This window comes from Moraxella boevrei DSM 14165, from assembly GCF_000379845.1.
In the GTDB taxonomy this organism is placed as follows: Bacteria; Pseudomonadota; Gammaproteobacteria; order Pseudomonadales; family Moraxellaceae; genus Faucicola; species Faucicola boevrei.
Genome location: NZ_KB903809.1, coordinates 1 through 21,365, shown reverse-complemented (window position 1 = coordinate 21,365; position 21,365 = coordinate 1). Strand labels below are relative to the sequence as shown.

Annotated in this window: 24 protein-coding genes and 1 tRNA gene; 5 read left to right on the top strand and 20 right to left on the bottom strand. The window is 39.4% G+C overall.

Features of this window, described 5'->3' with window-relative positions; all coding sequences use genetic code 11:
• Window positions 1-9: 9 nt before the first annotated feature.
• Both A3G3_RS0110525 and A3G3_RS0110520 read right to left on the bottom strand, forming a co-directional pair.
• The gene (locus tag A3G3_RS0110525) at window positions 10-1,425 is read right to left on the bottom strand and encodes a CmpA/NrtA family ABC transporter substrate-binding protein (RefSeq protein WP_019520478.1); all 1,416 of its coding nucleotides are present in this window, start codon (window positions 1,423-1,425) and stop codon (window positions 10-12) included.
• Between the two features lie 432 nt (window positions 1,426-1,857).
• Complete coding sequence (locus A3G3_RS0110520; RefSeq protein WP_019520477.1) at window positions 1,858-2,022, bottom strand: rubredoxin; 165 nt, start codon at window positions 2,020-2,022, stop codon at window positions 1,858-1,860.
• A gap of 172 nt (window positions 2,023-2,194) precedes the next feature.
• On the opposite strand from A3G3_RS0110520, the gene A3G3_RS0110515 reads away from it, so the two are divergent.
• Window positions 2,195-2,731 (top strand): adenine phosphoribosyltransferase, encoded by a 537-nt coding sequence (locus tag A3G3_RS0110515; protein ID WP_019520476.1) that lies wholly within the window; start codon window positions 2,195-2,197, stop codon window positions 2,729-2,731.
• A 44-nt stretch (window positions 2,732-2,775) separates the two neighbouring features.
• Here the strand turns inward: A3G3_RS0110515 and A3G3_RS0110510 are convergent, their stop codons facing one another.
• From A3G3_RS0110510 to zapE, 7 genes are all read right to left on the bottom strand, one after another.
• Window positions 2,776-3,552: a TrmH family RNA methyltransferase gene (locus tag A3G3_RS0110510; protein ID WP_019520475.1), complete on the bottom strand. Its 777-nt coding sequence runs from the start codon at window positions 3,550-3,552 to the stop codon at window positions 2,776-2,778.
• Window positions 3,549-3,767 (bottom strand): hypothetical protein, encoded by a 219-nt coding sequence (locus A3G3_RS0110505; protein ID WP_156802159.1) that lies wholly within the window; start codon window positions 3,765-3,767, stop codon window positions 3,549-3,551. Before A3G3_RS0110505 ends, A3G3_RS0110510 begins: the two co-directional genes overlap by 4 nt.
• 174 nt (window positions 3,768-3,941) lie before the next feature.
• A complete protein-coding gene (locus A3G3_RS0110495; protein WP_019520473.1) occupies window positions 3,942-4,355 on the bottom strand; it encodes a hypothetical protein in 414 nt (137 codons plus the stop codon).
• Complete coding sequence (locus tag A3G3_RS0110490) at window positions 4,339-5,352, bottom strand: class 1 fructose-bisphosphatase (RefSeq protein WP_019520472.1); 1,014 nt, start codon at window positions 5,350-5,352, stop codon at window positions 4,339-4,341. The genes A3G3_RS0110495 and A3G3_RS0110490 overlap by 17 nt, the downstream gene beginning before the upstream one ends.
• Before the next feature lie 51 nt (window positions 5,353-5,403).
• The gene (locus tag A3G3_RS0110485; RefSeq protein WP_019520471.1) at window positions 5,404-5,769 is read right to left on the bottom strand and encodes a DUF3144 domain-containing protein; all 366 of its coding nucleotides are present in this window, start codon (window positions 5,767-5,769) and stop codon (window positions 5,404-5,406) included.
• 150 nt (window positions 5,770-5,919) lie between these two features.
• Complete coding sequence (gene metK / locus A3G3_RS0110480) at window positions 5,920-7,086, bottom strand: methionine adenosyltransferase (RefSeq protein ID WP_019520470.1); 1,167 nt, start codon at window positions 7,084-7,086, stop codon at window positions 5,920-5,922.
• Window positions 7,087-7,365: 279 nt separating this feature from the next.
• Window positions 7,366-8,487 carry a cell division protein ZapE gene (gene zapE / locus A3G3_RS0110475; protein WP_019520469.1) on the bottom strand — a complete coding sequence of 374 codons (1,122 nt, stop codon included), beginning with the start codon at window positions 8,485-8,487 and terminating at the stop codon, window positions 7,366-7,368.
• 205 nt (window positions 8,488-8,692) lie between these two features.
• On the opposite strand from zapE, the gene A3G3_RS0110470 reads away from it, so the two are divergent.
• From A3G3_RS0110470 to A3G3_RS0110455, 4 genes are all read left to right on the top strand, one after another.
• Window positions 8,693-8,778, top strand: a tRNA-Leu gene (locus tag A3G3_RS0110470).
• A gap of 155 nt (window positions 8,779-8,933) precedes the next feature.
• Complete coding sequence (locus tag A3G3_RS14115; protein ID WP_169333206.1) at window positions 8,934-10,292, top strand: tyrosine-type recombinase/integrase; 1,359 nt, start codon at window positions 8,934-8,936, stop codon at window positions 10,290-10,292.
• A 163-nt stretch (window positions 10,293-10,455) separates the two neighbouring features.
• A complete protein-coding gene (locus A3G3_RS0110460) occupies window positions 10,456-10,767 on the top strand; it encodes a hypothetical protein (protein ID WP_019520467.1) in 312 nt (103 codons plus the stop codon).
• Between the two features lie 188 nt (window positions 10,768-10,955).
• On the top strand, window positions 10,956-11,210 hold the full coding sequence (locus A3G3_RS0110455; RefSeq protein WP_019520466.1) for a hypothetical protein: 255 nt from the start codon (window positions 10,956-10,958) through the stop codon (window positions 11,208-11,210).
• A gap of 266 nt (window positions 11,211-11,476) precedes the next feature.
• Here the strand turns inward: A3G3_RS0110455 and A3G3_RS0110450 are convergent, their stop codons facing one another.
• From A3G3_RS0110450 to A3G3_RS0110400, 11 genes are all read right to left on the bottom strand, one after another.
• Window positions 11,477-11,755 carry a hypothetical protein gene (locus tag A3G3_RS0110450; RefSeq protein ID WP_019520465.1) on the bottom strand — a complete coding sequence of 93 codons (279 nt, stop codon included), beginning with the start codon at window positions 11,753-11,755 and terminating at the stop codon, window positions 11,477-11,479.
• A gap of 13 nt (window positions 11,756-11,768) precedes the next feature.
• The gene (locus A3G3_RS0110445; RefSeq protein ID WP_019520464.1) at window positions 11,769-12,182 is read right to left on the bottom strand and encodes a hypothetical protein; all 414 of its coding nucleotides are present in this window, start codon (window positions 12,180-12,182) and stop codon (window positions 11,769-11,771) included.
• A gap of 493 nt (window positions 12,183-12,675) precedes the next feature.
• Window positions 12,676-13,548, bottom strand: coding sequence for a hypothetical protein (locus tag A3G3_RS0110440; RefSeq protein ID WP_019520463.1), 873 nt, complete (start codon window positions 13,546-13,548; stop codon window positions 12,676-12,678).
• Between the two features lie 25 nt (window positions 13,549-13,573).
• The gene (locus tag A3G3_RS0110435; RefSeq protein WP_019520462.1) at window positions 13,574-14,950 is read right to left on the bottom strand and encodes a hypothetical protein; all 1,377 of its coding nucleotides are present in this window, start codon (window positions 14,948-14,950) and stop codon (window positions 13,574-13,576) included.
• Window positions 14,951-15,027: 77 nt separating this feature from the next.
• Entirely contained in the window at window positions 15,028-16,071 is a 1,044-nt protein-coding gene (locus A3G3_RS0110430) for a hypothetical protein (RefSeq protein WP_019520461.1), read from the bottom strand.
• 15 nt (window positions 16,072-16,086) lie between these two features.
• A complete protein-coding gene (locus A3G3_RS13685) occupies window positions 16,087-16,446 on the bottom strand; it encodes a hypothetical protein (RefSeq protein ID WP_019520460.1) in 360 nt (119 codons plus the stop codon).
• Window positions 16,443-16,901, bottom strand: a complete 459-nt coding sequence (locus A3G3_RS0110420; RefSeq protein ID WP_019520459.1) for a hypothetical protein — start codon at window positions 16,899-16,901, stop codon at window positions 16,443-16,445. Before A3G3_RS0110420 ends, A3G3_RS13685 begins: the two co-directional genes overlap by 4 nt.
• 72 nt (window positions 16,902-16,973) lie before the next feature.
• Complete coding sequence (locus tag A3G3_RS0110415; RefSeq protein WP_019520458.1) at window positions 16,974-18,866, bottom strand: hypothetical protein; 1,893 nt, start codon at window positions 18,864-18,866, stop codon at window positions 16,974-16,976.
• Window positions 18,867-18,964: 98 nt separating this feature from the next.
• Window positions 18,965-19,534, bottom strand: coding sequence for a hypothetical protein (locus tag A3G3_RS0110410; protein WP_019520457.1), 570 nt, complete (start codon window positions 19,532-19,534; stop codon window positions 18,965-18,967).
• Window positions 19,535-19,536: 2 nt separating this feature from the next.
• Window positions 19,537-20,688 (bottom strand): hypothetical protein, encoded by a 1,152-nt coding sequence (locus A3G3_RS14110; protein WP_019520456.1) that lies wholly within the window; start codon window positions 20,686-20,688, stop codon window positions 19,537-19,539.
• Between the two features lie 152 nt (window positions 20,689-20,840).
• A complete protein-coding gene (locus A3G3_RS0110400; RefSeq protein WP_019520455.1) occupies window positions 20,841-21,134 on the bottom strand; it encodes a hypothetical protein in 294 nt (97 codons plus the stop codon).
• Window positions 21,135-21,365: the final 231 nt, after the last annotated feature.

Below are 21,365 nucleotides of genomic sequence, written 5' to 3'. Positions count from 1 at the left end.
CTGATTAAATTAATGCAAACCTATTTTAAACGATTTTAAATATTCATCAGGCTTATTCACATCAAACGCCTTGCCCATAATCTTAATCGGCGGATTTGCCCCATATTTGTCAAAATCTGGCGTGGCATAGCCCATAGCGGTCATTTGTTTTTTGGCATCGGTCAATAAAAACACCTTTTGGGCAATGTCGTTATAATTCACATCACCTTTAATATAGCCCCAACGTTTCATTTGTGTGAGCATCCACACCGCCACACTGTGATAAGGCATGACATCAAAATTCATGCGATCTGGCACATCTTGCACATTGCCCACACCATCAGCAAATCGCCCCATCAGCGACTGACGTAGCACAAGTTCTGGTTGATTTAAGTAATTGGCAGGGGCAAGCAAAGTGGATAAGTCACGGCGGATTTTGCGGTCGTTTGCCATGACATTTGCCTTAATAATCGCCCTCAGCATTGCCAAAAAAGTTTGCGGATTGTCATTGATAAAGCTTTGGGACGTGCCAAAACTACAGCACGGATGCCCATTCCAAATATCACGGCTTAGCGTATGAATATAGCCTGCCTTATCCCAGACGGCTCGCTGATTAAACGGCTCTGGCCCAAAAAATCCATCAATGTTACCTGCCTTTAAATTGGCAATCATATCAGGCGGTGTGGTCAGACGCAGTTTGACATCTTTCTCGGGGTCAATCCCATGTTCGGCTAAAAAGTATCTTAATAAATAATTGTGAATGGAATGCTCAAATGGAATAGCAAAGGTAAAGCCCTTCCAGTTTTTTGGGTCACGGTTGTCTTTGTGTTTTAGGCTCATCACAAATGCTTGCCCGTTGATGTTTTGGATACATGCCACTTTCATATCTTGCTTAGCAGAGCCGGCTCCCATCGTAATTGCTAGTGGCATAGGGGCTAAGAAATGCGTGGCATCTAGCTCACGGTTCATCATCTGGTCACGCACGAGTGCCCAACCGGCCCGTTTCATCAAATTGGCTTTAATACCCTGCTCTTGATAATAGCCCAAAGGGTCAGCCATGATAAGCGGTGTGGCACATAAAATCGGCAAAAAGCCAATATCCACTTGCTTTTTTTCGGGATTTAAGCGGTCAAGTGCCATCGCTTCTTGCAAATTGGCAAGCGGAAAAATGCTCGCAATCGCTCCCATCGCCGTCGCCTTGCCAACTGATTTTAAAAATGCTCGGCGTGTCGGCTCGTGCGGAAATAGGGCTTTGACGGCCACCGCTTCAATAAAATCGGTACTAACTGTTTCAACCTTGCTGTTATCATTGACATTGTTAAAACTAGCCGTCACAACGTGGCTATTGGGGTCAGTATCGCACTCAGATTGCGTGGCATGTTGTCCACAAGTACAGCCAAAATTTAAAGGTTTGTCAGTATCGAAAGGGCGAAAAATGTTGGGCATAATCGTTCTATTATTACAAAATGAAAACGCTTATCTTATAAAAATACGATGGGTTTTGCATGGGGTGATTTGGCATATCGTTATTCAGTTGAGATATATGAGTTATGAATGATATAAAATCTGGATTTATGATAAAGCAAATTGTCAGCACCCGCACGCATAAGGTATATGTTTTACAGTTGGCTTAAAGCCAATCTTCAGCTATCGCAATCATCATCAAACGTAGCTATAAATTCTTTACCAACTTTAATAAAACAAGGAATAGCATTTTTTAAAAAAACTATCATTAAAATAGCTTCAGTTTTTTTGGTATTGTTAAAAAAAGATAGATTTAAGGTTTGCCGTTCGGACTAAGATTGTCAACGTCTATAATAAAGTATATTTAATTCACAATGTCGTTTTTTTAGCACACAACTTTATAAAAAACTGGTGCTAAATCTCTACCATTTCAAAATCCGCCTTCCCCACCCCACAATCAGGACACAACCAGTCATCTGGAATATCTTCCCATTTTGTGCCCGCCACAATGCCATGCTCAGGGCTACCTACCGCTTCATCATAAATCCAACCGCACACGATACACTGATATTTTTTCATGGTAAAATTGCCTATATTTGCCAAAATAAAATAACAAGTTTACAGTCATTCACTATTTTTAGCAAGGGAAAACGTTTAAATTTTATCAAAAAAAACGTATAATAGATGTTTATTGTGCATTTTCTGCACCCATTGAGCTATAATTGAGAACTAATAACCCAATAGGCAAGCCATGACCGAACAAAATACCACCACAAAAAATCACCCTTTTTGGCAAATTATCCGCACCGTGAACGATTTTCCGAAAGCAGGCATTGAGTTTTACGACATCACACCCCTGCTACAGCACCATGTTGAGCATGTAACCGATGCGTTGTTGGCGAGCTTGCCAAACGGATTGTTTGATAACATTGACTGTCTTGTTGGGGTGGAATCTCGTGGCTTTTTATTCGCAAGTCTTCTGTCGGGACGCACGGGTAAAGGCATGACGGTGGTGCGTAAAGCAGGCAAATTGCCACCGCCTGTCGTGCGTGAAGATTATACGTTGGAATACGGCACGGACAGCCTAGAAATGTTAAAAAACGCCGACCCAATTATCCGTAAAGTGTTGATTGTAGATGATATTTTGGCAACAGGTGGCACGTTAAAGGCCACGGCAAAACTTTGTCAATCCGCAGGTTATGAAGTTGTTGGTGCATTGGTACTCATTGATTTAGTGGATTTGCATGAAGATCTAGGCTTGCCTGTATTTAGCGTATTACAAGCCTAGAAAGCAAAAACTAAGTAAAAAAATGAACCGAAACTTGCACTAAATTACGCATAATTTCGCTGTCTTAAAATCTCATACAGACATACCGACCCTGCCACGCCAACATTCAGGCTTTCTTGACCGTTTGGTTGGGGTAGGGCAAGTTTTTTAGCTTGATTTAATAAAATTTCATTCACCCCTTGCCCTTCATGCCCCATAATCAAGGCTAAAGGCTGTTTTAAATCTAGCTCATAAATCACTTCATCGGTATGCGAGCTTGTGGCAAATAACGGCACTTTAATAAAGTTTAACATATCATTAACCGACACATTTTCATAAATTATTAAGCTAAAATTCGCCCCCATGCCCGCCCGCAAGGTTTTGGGGCTATACGCCTGTGCTGTGCCTGTGGTGCAAATCACCGTGCTAAAGCCCACCGCTGACGCAGTCCGCAAAAGCGTGCCAAGATTGCCGTTATCCTGCACGCCGTTGATGATTAGGCAGTCGGTGGTAACCTCTTGATTTAACTGATGATTTGGCGTATCAATAATTGCCATAATTGGCAAACTTTCGCCCAATGTGCGAATTTCTTTGTACAGATTATCGTGAATGGTTAAAATTTTAACACCATTTAATCGGTGAATTAATGTGTTAATTTCACTATTTTCTAAACCACTTTCGCTGACTATGACTGTTTTTGGCAAAAGTTTGGCATTTAAATAGGCATCTAATAAATGCGTGCCTTCAAGCACCGTCTGACCGAGCTTCTTACGTTGGCGTGATTGGGTAAGTAGGGCATGGGCGGTTTTGATGGTGGGATTGTCTTTACTTGTAATAATCATTTTATTAAACTTGCTCTTTGAATGATTGTGGTGATTATATTTTGATTAGTATTTAACCAATTTTCGCATTCATTTAAAAACGCTAAAATATTATTTTGAATGTCTAACCTCAAATAAATATCTGTTTCAATAATATAAACATAATCACCAAAAAATGTTAAATTATCAATAACATCATAATCAATACTATTATAAAACTTAGAACCTGTATTCACAACCTTACGCAACTTAATTTTTTTTATAAAAGTAGTCAATAAAAGTTTGCTTTTGCATGAAAACTGGTTAAATCTTGCTTTTCTGCGTCAAAAACTTGCTTGATAGAATGACTATCAACCTGCGTTTTTTCCTTGAAAAGCGGGCAATTTATCGCATTTTTCATTGCAAAAACGTTATGAATACAGGTTCTTAAATATTGAGAATGAATTTAAAATCTCATTTTCAACAACTTGATTATTAAGGTAGTGATTAGCTAAGTAAGCTAATTTAAATGGTCTAATTGTGAAGGAACAAATCAAAGAAAAAGTATAGAAATATTTAGCTTGTTCTTTATTAAGGGTAATTAAATTAAGATTGTCTAATATTTTTGATAATAATTGTGCTAATTCATCAACCACCAAGTTTTTGTTATCATCCATAATATCAAGCATGAAATCATCATAATACCCATTATCCATTAAGTAATGGGTAAATTCAATAATCTTATTCCTTTCTAATAAATTTAATGATAAATGACTGGCAATAAGTGTGATTTGATATTGCCAGTCACTGATATGCGGTAGTTTTAAACTAAGTAAGTTGTCCATTCGCCAACATACCCATTTCATCGTGCAATTTTTTCACGTATTCCACTTCGTTTTTTGCCCCCAAAACCACAGGCACACGCTGATGAATGTTGGTCGGTTCAATATCCAAAATACGATGAACAGCGTCCGTACTCGCCCCACCTGCTTGTTCTATAATAAAGCTCATTGGATTGGCTTCGTACATGAGACGAAGTTTGCCTGCTTTATTGGCAAATTTAGTGTCAAACGGATAAGTAAACAGCCCGCCACGGATTAAAATACGGTGCACATCACCGACCATCGCTGCAATCCATCGCATATTAAAATCCTTGCCCCGCACGCCAATCTCGCCCGCATTGCATTCATCAATATAGCGTTTGATTGGGTCAAGCCAATAGCGGTAATTGGACGCATTGATGGCATATTCTTTGGTATCAGGCGAGATTTTGACATTATCATTAATTAAAATGAACTGGCGTAAATTTGGGTCATAGCTAAACATCACCACCCCCTCGCCTGTGGTCAAGGTCAAAACAGTACTCGTGCCATACAGGATATAACCTGAAGCTAACTGCTGTGTACCCTTTTGTAAAAAGTCATCATCTGTCACTTCTTGACCTTGATTATTATATGGCAAAATTGAAAAAATTGTTCCCACCGCCATGTTAATGTCAATATTACTTGAGCCGTCCAGTGGGTCAAATAACACCAAAACTTCACCATTAGGATTAGCAGACGTTGCATGGTCTAGCTCTTCGGATGCTACCCCTGCACAGTATTTATTATGAGCCAAGGCATTTAAGAGTAAATCATTGGCAATCACATCCAGTTTTTTTTGGTCTTCGCCTTGCACGTTTTGATTGCCAGCATCACCTAAAATATCCGCCAATGCCCCACGTTTTAACAGCTCGCTAATCTCTTCGCAAGTCTGTGTGAGTGTGGCAATCACCGATTTGACCGCAGGTGTGGCGTTATGCTCAGCAAGATAATCCACCAACGTGGTAACATGAATAAACATAATTTTTTCCTTATCAGGATATGATTAAATAATATTTAAAAAAAATTAAAATCATTCTGGCTTTTTACCAATTTGCATATAATGTTGAAAATTTTCAGCATAATCATCAATATTATCCGACAACATTCGCTCAAAATTATGGGTAAAATGCTGAATAATATCTTCTTTTTCTTTGAGATAGTCGCTACCTTTGACAAATCCTGTTGCCGCCACCCACGCACTAAAACGTGCTACTGCGTACAGCATGGATGCGTTGACTTTGCCTGCATGGTTAGCATCATCACGCAAACTGTTTGCCAAATTGATAAAGGCGTCCGCTCGTTCATAAAAAGCGTGCATTTCATCGCTTAATTCATTGTTTTCAATTGGGTTTTCATTCAGATTTTCGGGGTTTTGATTGGCTGATGGTTGGTTCATGATGGATACTTTTTAAAGTGGATAAGGGTTGATCAAAAAAATTTTTATCATAAATTTTTTCATAGCGTTGAAAGGGTTTTTAAGCGTAACAATATGGGTTAATGAGTAACCCATATTATTTAAATAAATTAAATTACCAATATTAAAAAACTACAAATCTGCATCCGCTTTTAACAGATTGGCTTTATCGGTTTTTTCCCAAGTAAAGGCGGTTTCTGAGCCATGACGACCAAAATGCCCATAAGTTGCAGTTTGTTGGTACATCGGTTGCAGTAAGTTTAGCATACGTGTGATGCCGTAAGGACGCAGGTCAAAATGGGTGCGAATTAGCTCAATGATTTTGTCATCGCTGATTTTGCCTGTACCAAAGGTGTTAATAGAAATAGACGTTGGTTCAGCGACACCGATGGCGTAACTCACTTGGATTTCACAGCGGTCAGCCAAGCCTGATGCCACAATATTTTTTGCCACATAACGCCCTGCATACGCCGCAGAACGGTCAACTTTTGATGGGTCTTTTCCAGAAAACGCACCACCCCCGTGGCGTGCCATACCGCCATAAGTGTCCACGATAATTTTACGCCCTGTCAACCCTGCATCACCAACAGGCCCACCAATCACGAACAAACCCGTTGGATTAATGTGAAATTGGGTATCTTTGTGCAACATCTCGGCAGGGATAACCGCTTTTACGATTTCTTCCATCACCGCTTCGTGCAAATCCACTTGTGAAATCTCAGGACTGTGCTGAGTGGATAACACTAACGCATCAATAAACGCAGGTTTTACCCCGTCATAACGCACAGTAACTTGGGCTTTGGCATCGGGACGTAACCACGCCAGTTTGCCATTTTTACGCAATTCGGCTTGTTTTTCCATTAAACGATGCGATAATTGAATGGGTGCTGGCATCAACACATCGGTTTCGTGAGTGGCGTAACCGAACATCAAACCTTGGTCGCCTGCCCCCTGCTCTTCTGGTTTGGCACGGTCAACGCCTTGGGCAATTTCTGGTGATTGTTTACCAATCATGTTAATCACCGCACAAGTCGCACCGTCAAAGCCCAAATCCGTATGATTATAGCCGACTTTGGTGACCGTATCACGCACGATTTTTTCAAAATCCACATTCGCAGTCGTGGTAATTTCCCCTGCCAACACCACCGCTCCTGTTTTTACTAGGGTTTCACACGCCACACGAGCGTGCAAATCTTCTGCCAAAATCGCATCTAAAATCGCATCCGAAATTTGGTCAGCCAACTTATCAGGGTGACCTTCGCTCACCGATTCAGACGTAAAAAGTGAATATTCACGCATAATTTTTCCTATTACTAAAATGATTAATTAATATAATTTAATCACTTTGCAAACCTATCTCCAATATGATTTATAAAATTTATTAACAAAACTTATCATAAAGGAAAGTCACTTTTTTAATTTTTTTCAACAATAAAAAAAGAGCAAGTTTGCAAAATGATTAATACTGATTAAATTTGACAAAATTTTTAACCTTATTTACAAAATTTTTGCCAAATTTAACCGTTTATTATAACCCAATTTTTAACCGTTCGCTATTAAATTTATTTCAAACGCAACTTAAATTTCTTCATTTGGATTGGCAGTTTGGCAATTTTCATCAAGGCGATGCGGTTCTGCCAAATAGTCTTGCGATTGCATCTCTAACAGGCGTGAGCGAGTGCGTTCAATTTCAAACGCCAATTTTTCGCCTTGATAAATTTCTAAAATAGACTGCTCAGCCCGCATCAATAATTTGACACGGCGGTCATAAAACTCATCCACTAAATAAATCAATCGGCGAGTTGGGTCGGCAACGATATCGTTTAACACAGGCACGTTGTCCACGAGTACCGTGCTAAAATTGTTGGCAATTTCAATAAAATCGCTCGCCGAACGTGGTTGCATACACAAGGCACGAAATTCAACGTACAAAATCGTTTCGGTACGAGCTTTAATCGTAATTTCCCGACCGTTAATCACAATCGGCTCATGGCTGACCGCCTGATTTTGGCTCAATGCCGAAAAACGCTCCGCCAACCAATCGGCATTGGCCTCAGTGAGTGGCGATACGTACAACTGTGCCTGTTGCAACACACGCAAGCGATAATCAATCCCTGCATCAATATTCATCACCGTGGTATTTTGTTTGACCGCTTCAATCGCAGGCAAAAATCGGTCTCGGTGGATACCATTTTTGTACAAGCCGTCTGGGGCAATATTGGACGTCGCCACCAGCGTAATCCCTTTGTTAAACAACATGGTAAACAAATCACCTAAAATCATCGCATCCGACACATTGGACACAAAAAATTCATCAAAACAAATCACATCCGCTTCGTCATGAATAATTTTGGCAACCTGTTGCAACGGGTCAGCTTGTCCTTTTAACTGATTTAGTTCCTGATGCACCCGCTTCATAAAATGGTGAAAATGTTGTCTCATTTTGCGTTCATTTGGCAAACTGTCGAAAAACATATCCATCATCCATGTTTTACCACGTCCGACCCCACCCCACATATATAAGCCTTTGGGGGCTCGATAACTTTTTAAAAAACTAAAAAACCCTTTTTGGTCAGCACGATTTTTGATAATTTGATGATACACATTGTCAAGATACGTCATCGCTTGGCGTTGCTGAGCATCTTCGCTAAAATTACCTGATTGTAACGCTTGCTCGTAACGTTGTAAAGGGCTAGTCATGGCAAATCCTATATTGTCTGTTGTCTTAAAATGTTAAGTAAAATTAACTGCTAAAAATAGTACTATAATAACAAAAAACAGATATTTTGGGAAAAATTATCCAAAAAAAAGCAAAAAAATTCATTTTTTTGAAAAAAACACTTGCAAAGCTAAAAAAAACCTGCTAAAATACGCACCCATAAGCAAACAATGCTTAACCACTTATGCCAGTGTGGTGAAATTGGTAGACACGTCGGATTCAAAATCCGATGCCTTAAAAGCGTGTCGGTTCGAGTCCGACCACTGGTACCATTATACCTTTTCAAGGTTTTTCAAAAAAATCCAAAACAACCCCAAAAGCCTAACAAAATAAAGGTTTTTGGGGTTTTTTGTTATCTTGTGCTGTTGCAATGCTTTTCAATTTGTTGCATAATGATTGTACCCCAAATTGTACCCAGTATTTTTTTATGTCAGAAATCAAGACCGACAAACAAATCATTGCCTTAAAAGCCGAACCCAAAGAATATCACGCCAAAATCTACGCCAAGCCCCGCCTATTTATCCGAGTACGAGCGACCAAAGACGGTGCAGTCAAGTCGTGGGTGTATCGCCACACCAAAGACGGTAAAACGGTCAAATATTTTTTGGGCGATTATCCAGCCATTACGATGACAAAAGCGTTTGAAAAATGGCAAGAGTTGAACGAACTCATCGCCAATAACATAGACCCCAAAACCCATTATGAGCAGTTGGAAAAAGAGCGAAAACGCCTAGCCAGTAATACTTTTGATGTGATTTGTCAAATGTGGGCTGACAAACAAAATTGGAAAAGCAACACGGCAAAAAGACGAAAATATCGCATAAATTTGTTTATCAAACACTTTGGGCAAACGCCAATAGACCAAATCACCACTTCTGACTTAATAGAATTGTTGCAAAACATTGAACGCACCCACCGCCAACAAAAAGACCCCACCAAACCTAGCGATATGGCGGACAGGTGCAGGGGGCATTTGATTGATATTTTTGCGTGGGCAACCTTGCACGGCTATTGTACGCACAACCCAATGAGCGATATCGCCAACGCCAAAACAAGCCATTTATTAACCACCGTCAAATACGGCAACCGCAAGGCATTGGTTAAACCGTCCTATTTTGCACGCCTGCTTAAAGATATTTTTAGCGACAACACAATGGACGACCACACCCGCCATAATATGCTACTGCTTGCCTACACCGCCGTGCGAAATGGCGATATTCGGGCGATGGAGTGGGCGGATTTGGATTTGGAAAATGGCAAATGGGAACTTATTCCCATTAAAGGGCAATCAAACAGCGGTATCAAAATGGTTGAAAAAATGACCGTTCCCCTATCTCGCCAAGTCATCAAAATTTTGCAAAAACAACACAAACTCACAGGGCATTTGCCTTATGTGTTTGGTAAAGAGACAAAAACTGGCTATATATCAGACGGAGCGACCAACACTGCCCTAAAACGGCTTGGCTATGACGGATTGCACCAATCGCACGGTTTTAGGTCAAGTGCAAAAAGCATTTTAATGGGTGAGTTGGATTATAGCGATTTAATTACAGAGATGATGTTGGGACATCAAATCAAGGGCGATAATCCTTATATGCGAGCCGACCTATACGCCAAGCGGTGCGAGCTTATGCAGACTTGGGCAAATTATATTGATGACCTAGCCAATGGCAGGGACACCACGCATTATAGGAGCGTATATCGTGAAAAGCCAAGCGATATTTTAAAAGCGTTAATCAATATGATTGGCAAAGATGAATTGCTGAAAATATTGCAGGGTGGATAATCACTTATTGCAAAAAACCACCACTTGTCTTGTTATCAAAATATTTCAAAAAAAACGCTTGACATAGTACGCAAAGAATACTATAATAAGCACATCAAGACGAGAAGTGCAGTTCAAATCTTGATACTAAACAACAATCAACTAAGCAAAAGAGAGAAATGTTATGAACATCACAACTATTCAATTTTTTAACCAAACTTTTGAAAACCCAATTTCTGAGTTTGACAGCGAAACTATTCGCCAATATTCTGCAAATGTTGCCATTGACGATAAATTTATTATTCAGTTAAGCGGAAACGATGAAAGCTGTAACGTATCAATCCCAAGCCCAGACGAGATGTCTTGGGACGGCGAAGAAGGTCAAAAATGGGCGTACGAAAATTTAGACGCTCATGAAATTATGAGCGAACTAGAAAATATGGGTGTAGAAAATAATTTTGATTGGCTAAATGAAAATGCTGATGAATTATACTAAAAAACAAAAGGCTTAGATGTGCAGTCTAAGCCTTTTTAAACCACCTAAGCGGTGGAGAGAAACTAGCCAAAACAAAGCCACCTATGCGGTGGTAACGTTGGCTAGTTTTTGCATTGTATCAAAAACAAATAGTTTAGTCAATAAATGATTTTAAAAAATTAATAATTAATTTCAGATGAGTTAATAAAATGAGTTATTTACACTATTTAGACAAACCAACGCACGAAAATGTGCGATCAGTCTACAAAAAAAGCAATAAAACACAAGCTGAACTTGCTGATATCGCAAAGATTAAGCTACAAACAATCAAAGGTTGGCTTGCCGAACCAACTAACACAAATCACCGCACGCCACCATTATCAACTTGGAATTTGCTTATCTATGAATTAGAAGCTAGAGAGAAAAAATATGAAAATATTTTAGATTTTTTAAAAAAAAATTAAAAAATAAAAAAGCAAAAACCCCAATAACTTCTGGGGTTTATTTTAGTTAAATCGCATGACCATGCCCATCAAAAATAATTCCACTTTCTAAAAAAATACTTATCAGTATTTTCCAAAAATGCGTTAATAACGTCATCTTGTGTAATTTCTTCGTTGTTAAATTCGACTTGAAATGCCGATTTTACTGATAAATTTTCTTTATCTAGTATTTCACGATACCAAATTTTCTTGTTAGATTTTAAGCGACTATAGCGTAAGCGTACTTTTTAGCCACCTTCATTTCGATAAAATTCGTTGTTCATATTGATATCCTTTAAATATTGTTTGATTGAGTCAATTTCTAATTGGCGCTGATTTGCGATAAATAATAACTGGTGCAATGCCCAGTTCGGCACTTTATCGCGATTGTGCCAAGATTGTACAGTTTGTCTTGAAAGTGATTTGCCATCGCTATTTGTCAAAACACGGGCTACTTGAGCCATCCAACTTTGACCGAATAATGCTATTCCAATTTTTTCAATTTGAGAAATTTTTTTTTGCGACATTTTTACTTGCCTTTTATTTTTTAGTCAGTTGAGAGATGAGTTTTAAGATTTGTTTTGCATCTTCTTCATATTCAGAAGTAACAAACATTGAAGCATTGATATCAAAAAATACTTTGCCCCAAATTGTGTAAAATTCGTTTTCACGATAGATTTTATCTTTAGCTTGAGCGGTTAAGTAGTAACGATTGTATTCGCCATTTTTGCCTGTGAATTTCTCTAAAAATCCAAGTTTTGCAAACGATTGGCACATAGCTTCCATTCCTTTGTTTTTAAGAGAAAGAGCAGTTGTGTATTTTCCAGATAATGTTTTGCGGTATGCAATGATGTCTTTTAGACAAAGAGCGAAAGTCGCAGAGTAGCTATCGCCAGCTTGAATGATTTTTTTAGTTAAATTATGAGCTGCTTGAAATAGATGTGATTTGTTCATTTTTTATCCCCTTGGGCTAGACTGCAACGATTTGCTGTCTTTGTATGCTTATTATAGCATAAATACAAAAGTATTCAAGCACTTTTTGCAAAGTATTTTAAATTTTTTCATTAACTTAATAAAAAACACGTTAATGAAAGATTGAATTATCAAACTGTTTATCAATCTGTGTTTGTTTTTCTTCTTTAATATTCATTTTTGGTATCACTCCAACTACCTGTGTTTTGAGTGTCTTGTTTAACAGTTGATTTTTTTTGCATTAAAAACTGCACAAGTTGATACTTATGCGGTTTTGTTTTTGATAGCTAAAATCTCTAAGCCAAAAACACACTTCTTTCCCTTTGCCGTCTAGACAATAAAATCGGCTTACCCCCTGCATTTTTCCACAGCAAAAACGCATTGGCAGAAGCGGTTGTTCTTTTTTTAAGGTAAATAAATCACAATAAAAAACCGCCCAAAAAGGACGGTTTTTGGTCGCAGTGATAAGAGTGGGCTAACGAATACCGATTGCTTTGCTATGACGTTTTAGTGATGCGTTTTGCAGTTGTTTGACTTTTTTCATATTTGTATAGATATTCTTATCTACGCCTTTGCCCAGAGATTTCATTTGTTTGCGAATAGCTGAACCTGTATTGGCTTTAGCACGGGCTTTACGCAGTGAAGATTTCTGTTTTGAGCTAAGAATGATATTGCCAGAAACTCGTTTATTAACTGTAACGACTTTGCCGTTTCTAACTGCCTTTACTGCCTTGTACTGGATTGTATGCCCATTGACTTTTTTGACAGTTTTTTGACCTTTTCGCAATTTTTGTTTTTTTGCACCGTCCAACATCACACCATCATAACCTTCATCGTCATCATCGTTATCATCATCACCATAGACAAACTGATTGACAAAATCATCTAAAGGCTCGCCATCATCAGGCAAATTATCAAGCACAACTTGACAAACCTTTTCAATCGCTTCATCGGCTAAATCTACATCAAGCCCAAATGCATCATCAATTAGCCCTTTATCAACCCCTAGCGAACTCATACAATCCGCCACATGAGCAGACAAAATCAGACGTACCGTATCGTCCACATCATCGTCATCATCGTTGTCAAATGCTTCAATAATCAAGCCATCTAACACTTCGCTTGGCAATAATTCTTGTTCGTCAATATCTTGTTCTTCAGACACAATCATCGCCAAAGTCAATAAGATTGACACTGCAGCCATACGCATATTCGCTGTTTCAACCAATGCTTGACGTTCGCTAATTGGGTCAAATTGCACCTGTTCAACGGCTTCTTTAATGCCGTCAAATTGGCGGTTACGCTCCGCCATAGCGTTTAAAATTGGGTTATAACCAAATGTACTCATAACTACTTCCTTCTTTGTTAAAAAATTACTTGTTAATTGTGGTTTCAAGGTAGGCTTGACGTACCGCACCTTCAGGACGGCGAGCAAACTTGACATCTACCTTTTCAAATGGATTATCCGCTCTTGGCGTGATAGACAGGGCATAATATTGACCGCCTAATTGTTCAGACGGTACTAGCAAGCCAGCACTCACACACGCATTTAAAAACTTTTCGCAATCATCATACGCATTTTGCAAAAAGGCACTCATACGAGTGAGCATATGCTTTTTGATGATGTCAATCACACTATTTGCGGTAAACGTGGCAATTTCGGACGCATTGGCTAATCGTAACGCACTGGTATCGCTATCACGCTGAGTCAAAACATCGCCATAAATCCAGCGACTTTCGCTTTGATAAGTTTCGTTTAGCACAACAATCACTTGAGCATCCGCCAACGCATTTTGAGCTTCTTCATCAAGGACCACGCCTGCCATTTGTCGCATATCCTTAAATTCCACAGGAAAATGATAACCTGCCACAGGGATATGGATTGGTGGGATACCCTGATTGTTTGTCATGGCATTTCTAAGCAAATGTTTTGCCAGATAATCGCCAACACAAGGTCGCCATTTTTTGCGAGTTAAAACACTGTTAGCCCCATTTGGACGTGAAAGATTTGGATTCCACACAAAGCGTATGCGGTGGTCTTTGAATGCCAAACTTTGTTTCAATGCCACAATTTGACGCCAATCGGTAATACTACCCAAATCAACAAACAAATGATTGTTAAATTTGTCCATAACCGCTACAACCGATTCAAGCATTGCCAAATCATCCACATTTGCCAAAGCAAAGTAGTTTGGCTTGTCGGATTTTGCCAAAATGGTACGCACTTGCTCAGCTGTTAAGCCCACATCATTGGCTGTTTTTGGAATTTGTAACACTTTTTGATGCACTCGGTAATCCGATAAAGTGTTAAAAACGCCAAATTCTTTGAGTTTTGCGATGATTTGTGTTACCTGTTCTTTGTTGTAGCGAGTTTCTACCGCATCAAAAAAGTCATTTTCGCTATCCATTGCCCCATAAAAATCCAGTTTTCTGCTGATATAACTGAACTTTTGCGGAAAATTTTGCTCTAATGCTTCAATACCACCACCAACATACAACCGACCTGTGAGACTGGTAATTTGCTTGTTATCCACTTTATCGCTAATCAAAATTGAAAAAACAAGGTGGTTTAATGGGTCATCAGGCGTAGCTGATTCTTTGCTATCGGTGACTTTTACGGTCAGTTGTGTGTTACTGTCAAACACATAATCCGTTGCCATTGCAATTTGAACCAATGCGTTAGGATTATCTGTTGTGGTAACAGTTAGCCCTGTTTGGGTAAGGGCAAGATAAAGGGTGTGTTTTGCCATAAAAAAAGCCTATATCAACCAATGATTTAGTCATTATAGGCTTTATAAAACTTAGGTTTGGCGGTGTTCCGTTAACTTTATTCACCGCCATAGTAGCTAACAGCACAAGAATGTAGCACGATTTCATCTTGTCCGTTATGCGGTAGATATTGGAATAAATCTAAATTACCGTCATTGGCAGGGCTTAGGGTTAGGCGGTTTTGTTCTTCACGAACAAAGTCAGGATAAAAAATTGGCTCACTCTTTTCTATAGCGATTATCTTCGTAATCCCCCCAATCGTAATCGACTCTTGCGTGTTATGTAAAATACTGCTTGTAATCGGTGGAGCAATCCAATGCTCACCGCCTGATCCACTAACACAAACATTTTCTAAATTTTGTAGCATTCGTAGCAATATTTTGACAGGTGTGACAAGATTGCTTGGATTATCACTAGATTTTTGAGTAAAAATTTGTGGTTCTTTATCATTGACCTGTATTTTTAGACTATAAGTACCTTCTGCAACAGCTTGCGTATTGTCTACGTCAATACTGCTTGGTTTACACTGAATAGCCGTTGGCTCTGTGCTATCATTGACAGGCTTGCCAAATAATTCTGCTTCTAGTTTTTCGGTTTCGGCATTTTTTTTGTAATAATAATCTGCGTAAAAAGTAATTTTTTGCCCGTCATCGACTGCCAAGTTATAGCCGTCTTGTTCAAGTTGCACATCGTGATTTAGCCATGTTTTGATGATATCATACGCATCAGTTGCCCCTTTTAGCTCTTCTTTTTGCATTTTATGCACATGAAGTTGGGTGGGTTGATTGATTGTGTCGTAAGTTTTGCTAAATCTTGTCTCAGGCGAATAGGTGTCAGGCTGATTTTGTGCATTGTGTTTATTGCACAACAGTTTTTCATTACGAAGTTCACCAACTATCATACCGACGATACTGTTTGGATTAGCAGAGATTTGTTCTGTTTCACCTTTAACCGTGTCACTTTTAAAGAAAAAACCAATTTGTGTTAGCAGTGTTAAACAATCTATGTTGTCATCACCGCTAGTAAATATCGGCTTAATAATCTTAGGTGTGTCTAGCTGTTCACCATTGACTAAACCGCTTACTTTAATTAATACGCTCATGTAACCTCCAGAATATTACGGAATAATTGCATAACTTGGATTCGGCATTGGTGTATTTGAACTGCCTGTATTACTGCCAGCACTTTGTTTTGCAGGATTTGGAGTGACAGCTCCAACACGCAAAATGGTTAATTCAGGCACACCACTACTTAGCGTGTCTGCTACCGCCATATAATCAGGATTGTTATTATCAACACCCAACAATGCTTGATAGTTATCTCGAGTAACTTTAAATGGACGACCCATAATGCCACGTCTAAAACGACCCACAAAAGTCGCTTTTGTCAGTCTGCTTGGACTTGCGGTTTCGGATAAATCTTTTTCACCTTGATACTGAATACCGACCGCTTCGCCCAAAATTTTTGATTCAATCATAAATCACCCCCAATCACAAGGCAGTTACCATGCAAATAATTTAACTGGTTTAAATTACCGATAATACGCTCTTTACTAACGGTTAAAACAATTTCGGTCATCTCACCACTTTTTAACAAGGTGCGAGTAGCAGGCTCAAGAAAATCACGGCTTGCATTATTGATAACAGTGATTGTGTTTTTAGGCTCGATCGTTGTTACGTCATTGATTGCAGAATTAATTTCACTTTCTTCTGTTGCAAGGCTTGCAAGTTCTTTAATCGCTTCAACAGGCGTGTTGTCAGTTTGGATTTCATCATCAGCGTGATTTTCTGTAACATCGTCAGTATCAGTAACATCGTTATCTTGCGTGATGTTGACATCTTGATTGTCCAACACGTCAGTATTAGAGACATCGTTTTCAATGGTTGTTGTATCTGGTGTTTCAGTTGTTTTGCGTCTGGTTGTTTTTGCCATAAAATTTCTCCTTTTTTAAAATACCTACCGTCAAATAACGATAGGTATTGTATTTTTGATTGATTGGACGGATTAAATGCTCGGTAAATTTATCATTTGAATTAAAATACCCTGATTGTTAAACATCGGATTTGGGTTGCGGTCAGCACCCATGCGAGCATACACCGACACTTTTTCTTCAAACTCTGGTGCACCATAGTTCATTGGCAATACCATAGGCGAAACAGCGGTATGCCCCACAAATGGCGAATGACTAGGCACGGTGGGGCGTGGCAACAATAAAGCCGTTGCGGTCGTGGTAGCCCCTGCTTCATCAAGCCAACCTAGGCTACTAGGCACATAGTAAACGTGCGTACCGTCTTTTAATGCCCCAATGCGATAAATACTAGAATTATCGCCATAGCTGACATTGGTAGCCGTCCATTCAGTTGCAGGTAGTGATGTAAACACATTTGCCCCTGCTTCACCGACAAAAATATCCACCGCCCCAACAGGGAAATTTAATTCTTGCGACAACTTGGCACGAGATTGGGTGATTTTGGTGCGAATTGCCGAAAATACATCAAAAAAGTTGGTATATTGCACGCCTGTTTTTTGAGCATCAAAGGTAATGGTACGACCAGATTGTTGCAGACTTGACAACACTTGTTCACGCAATAGACGGGCATTTTGCTCAAGGAAATATTTATTTTGAATAATGGCAACCACTGCACTATGCCAGTCTAATTTTAGTTCATTACGCATTTGGGTAACTGCATCAATAGTTGCAGTTGCTTTGGCACGCATAGGGCTTGCATACACACTGGCGGTGCTAAAAGTCATATCTAGACCTGGTGCATCTAAGATATAATCACGTCCATTGGCATCTTTACGCTCATAATCAAAAATCACCTGCACATGAACTTCGGTATCTTGTGGTTCGGTGTAAGAGCCGTCAAAGGTAACCGTAACTTTATGGTTGTCAAGGTCAGCCGTACCAGTTTGGACAAGATATTGTTTACCGTCAATCGTGATAGGTTTATCGCCGATGGGATTTAACTTGGTCGTACCGCCATGCGTGGCATGACTGCGGTAATGGTCGTTGGCAACTTCTACGCCTTTTACCATGATTTTGACACGCCCGCCCAAAAATGGGGCTTTAATGGTGCTGGTATCAGGTTTAAAGCCGATAGAATGATTGGCATTGACCACCTTGTTATAACCAACATGAACATCAACGCTAAAAGTTGCTCCTGCTTTTTCCATTTGCAAGGTATGGCGGTTTTCAAGGTAGGGCATACCTGCCTTATCACCGTCAATATATTCGCCTTTTTTCATCGCCCCCATACGCATATTGGTAACACTGCGACCATAGACTAACGGCACTTCATTTGAGCCTGTTGGGTTTGGCAGTTGGGCTACGATTGGCAAGCTATTGGCAATGGCGGTAAAAATCGTTACTGTAATTTGAGCAGGTACAACCGATAATGCTTCGTGGTGGTCAAATGACAGGCTATCTAACATTTGTTGAACTTTTGGGTCTTCAGAATGTTCAGTACAGCTATTTACCGCTCGGTACAAAGCGTCCAAAATTACATGAGCAGGGGCAGTATCACCGCCATTACGTTTGGCGTATTCAGCCATACCCAGCTCAATACCGTCAAAAATCGCTTGCGAACCAATAACATGGCTGAGTTTTTCCTGCTTTTCAGCGGATAAATTATCAAAAGCTGTATTGGTATTTTGTAAAAAGGCATCGGCGGTTTTAATCGCTTTGCTATTAAGCAGTTTTTTTAATGGGTCTGGCAAACGGTGTTCACCGACTGCTTCGCCCATAGGGTGCTGTTTGACAAGGCTATCAAAGGCTTGTAAAGAACTTTGTTCTTTGCGTTTATGTGCAAAATCGGTTAAAAACGCTTGGGTTTTACGCACTTGTTCGGCGGTTGCGGCGGCAACTGCCTGAGCTTCTTTTACATTGTAGGTCATATCAATTTCCTATTTAATTAAAGGTCATCATAGGATAAAACCTTATAAATAGGTGATTTTGGCGTGTTCCGTTTTTTTTAAAATGTTTATCAACGCTTTTAGTCTAAGGCTTTGACATCGCTTAACTTACTTTCATCAAACACAGGCAAAAAGTCCAAATTAAACTTTTGATTAAACACATATTTTGCCCCAAAGTCTGACATAATACTTGAACCAGTTCGCCCAACACATTCAAAATACAGATAATCATCTTTAGCGAGCAAGGCACAAAACAAGTCGCCTTTTTTAGGTTTCCAATTTGGTATTTGCATCAAGCGTTCACGCCCTTTTAGATTTGGGTTAAATGGTTCAATCTGCCCTGCAATCATCACTTCATCAGTGCTAACCACCAAATCATTATCCAAAATCGCACCACCGATAAACTGCTCAATGGTCATCATGGCAAAACCCAAATCTTCATAATCAAAAGCGTGTTCTTCCATATTACTTGCCACGCCAAGACCGCCCCACGTTTCATCAGTCCGATTGTCAAAATGGCTATGGCTAACAGGGACAATCACCCTACGAAAGGCATAACAAGGGATAGATTGCAAACTTTGTAATACGATAGCACGACTGGCAAGCCGTCTGCCGTCTGCGATTAAATGCGGTTCTTGTCTGATACTCATCGTTATTTTCTCCCATTTCTAAACGGTACTTGCCCACGCTGATAATTTTCAAAGGCTCGCTGTTGTTCAGGGCTAAACTGAATGCCGACCGCTTGCATTTGTCGCATAACTTGATACTGCTGTTGTGTTGGCATTGGTTCTAAGGTTTGCATGGCAAGTTTTAACTGTTTTTGGATTTTTTTTACGATTTTTTTACGATAATGTTCAGCACGTCTAGGGTCAGCTTGAAATTCGGCTTCTCTGCTGATTTGTTTATCAGTAAGTCGTTGTGATTGGTGTTTGCCGTCTGCTTTTTGCAAATCTTTTTTAATATATTGTTTAATTTTTTCTACACCGTCTGTACTCATCAAATTTTGCATGACACGCAAAACGTGCTTACACGCAACGCCTGTTAACTGGGGATTTCGTGTACTGGGATAACGGTTTTCATACGCCCCAAAATTAAACTTTCCCACACTGGCAATATAACGATACCAGTATTGATGCCGTCCGCAGTCGCAATCAAATTTGATTTTGCCATGCTCCAGTAAATTTTTGATTTCTCGGTAAGTCGGTAAGTTTTTTCGTCCAATCAGTAGTTGTGGCATATCCAATAATTCAACGGTTACGGTATGATTTTGGCTTTTGCTATCAGGTCCTGCATTGGTCAAAAAATATAAGACATTGCCTTTTCGTTTAAACACGGTTGCCAAAAAAATCTGCTCATTGGCTCGTTTAATATCTACTTGGCGAGATTGGTTAATCACCTGTGTCGGTGAAATACCGCCTGTAAAGTGCTTTGACGCTTTTTTGACATTTTCCACAAAATACTGCAAAACCGCAGGGGATAACGCATTGTTTTGTAAGCTAAGATTAACCTTGGTTTTACCCAAGGTGAAATCTAACAAGGCATTGCTATCTATGCCTGCATTAGCCCCAGCGTTTTTTATCAGCTTTTGTAAACTTTTATCGGTTAAACGTTCGCCTAGATGAATGGCTTTGACAAGTTCGTCATGACGTGCATTATGGGTGCTGACATAACGTCCAGTTAGGGCTTGACGGACAGCATTTTGGCGAAATTCACGGATTTGTGCCTTTGACATAGTTGCCATTAGGCGGTCTTGAATGCTGACACCGTCTTCATTTTGTAGGTTAAAAAAATTCTCTACCGACATGATAAATTATCCAATCTTAAGATAAGCTATCATAGCGTGACATGGCGAGATGATTGGCAATTGTTCCAGTTGCTTTTAACTGTATTTTTCGTTAAGATGATTTTAGATTTACCTTGCCAAAACGCTTGATTTACCCAGCAACAAATATCCCATTAGATTAAATCCCCGCCAAACTGGCGATATTTTTTCTTTAACCTAAATAACTGGGCTTTGGTGGGTAAATAAATTTCTCTTTCTGGCAATGCTTGCCAAATGCTATTAGTGCCTGCACACACCATCACCACGTCATAGTCATGCCGATTGCCATACACACGCAAACTCACTAATGTGGGGTCGTGGATTTCATCAGGCCCAATAGCGTGTTTGATAATTTGCCCTGTTTTGCCTTTGTTTATCATCAAGGTAACAAGGTCTCTTATCGCATTATGGTAGTGGTTGGTGTTCATGGTATGCCTACAATCATGGGGTGGAAGTTTGCCATTTTGTTTCCTTTTTTTTGGGATTAAAAATTATTTTTTAGAAATATGAATAGTTAAATCATATTTTCTCATTTCTTTACCAGCAGTAATAACCTCCGAATAATCTTCATTTGGTAAAATAACAATCCAACGTTGATGGTTTTTTTGTTGTTCAGTTAGCATATTTGGATAAGCACCATAGTACGAGTCATTAACGAA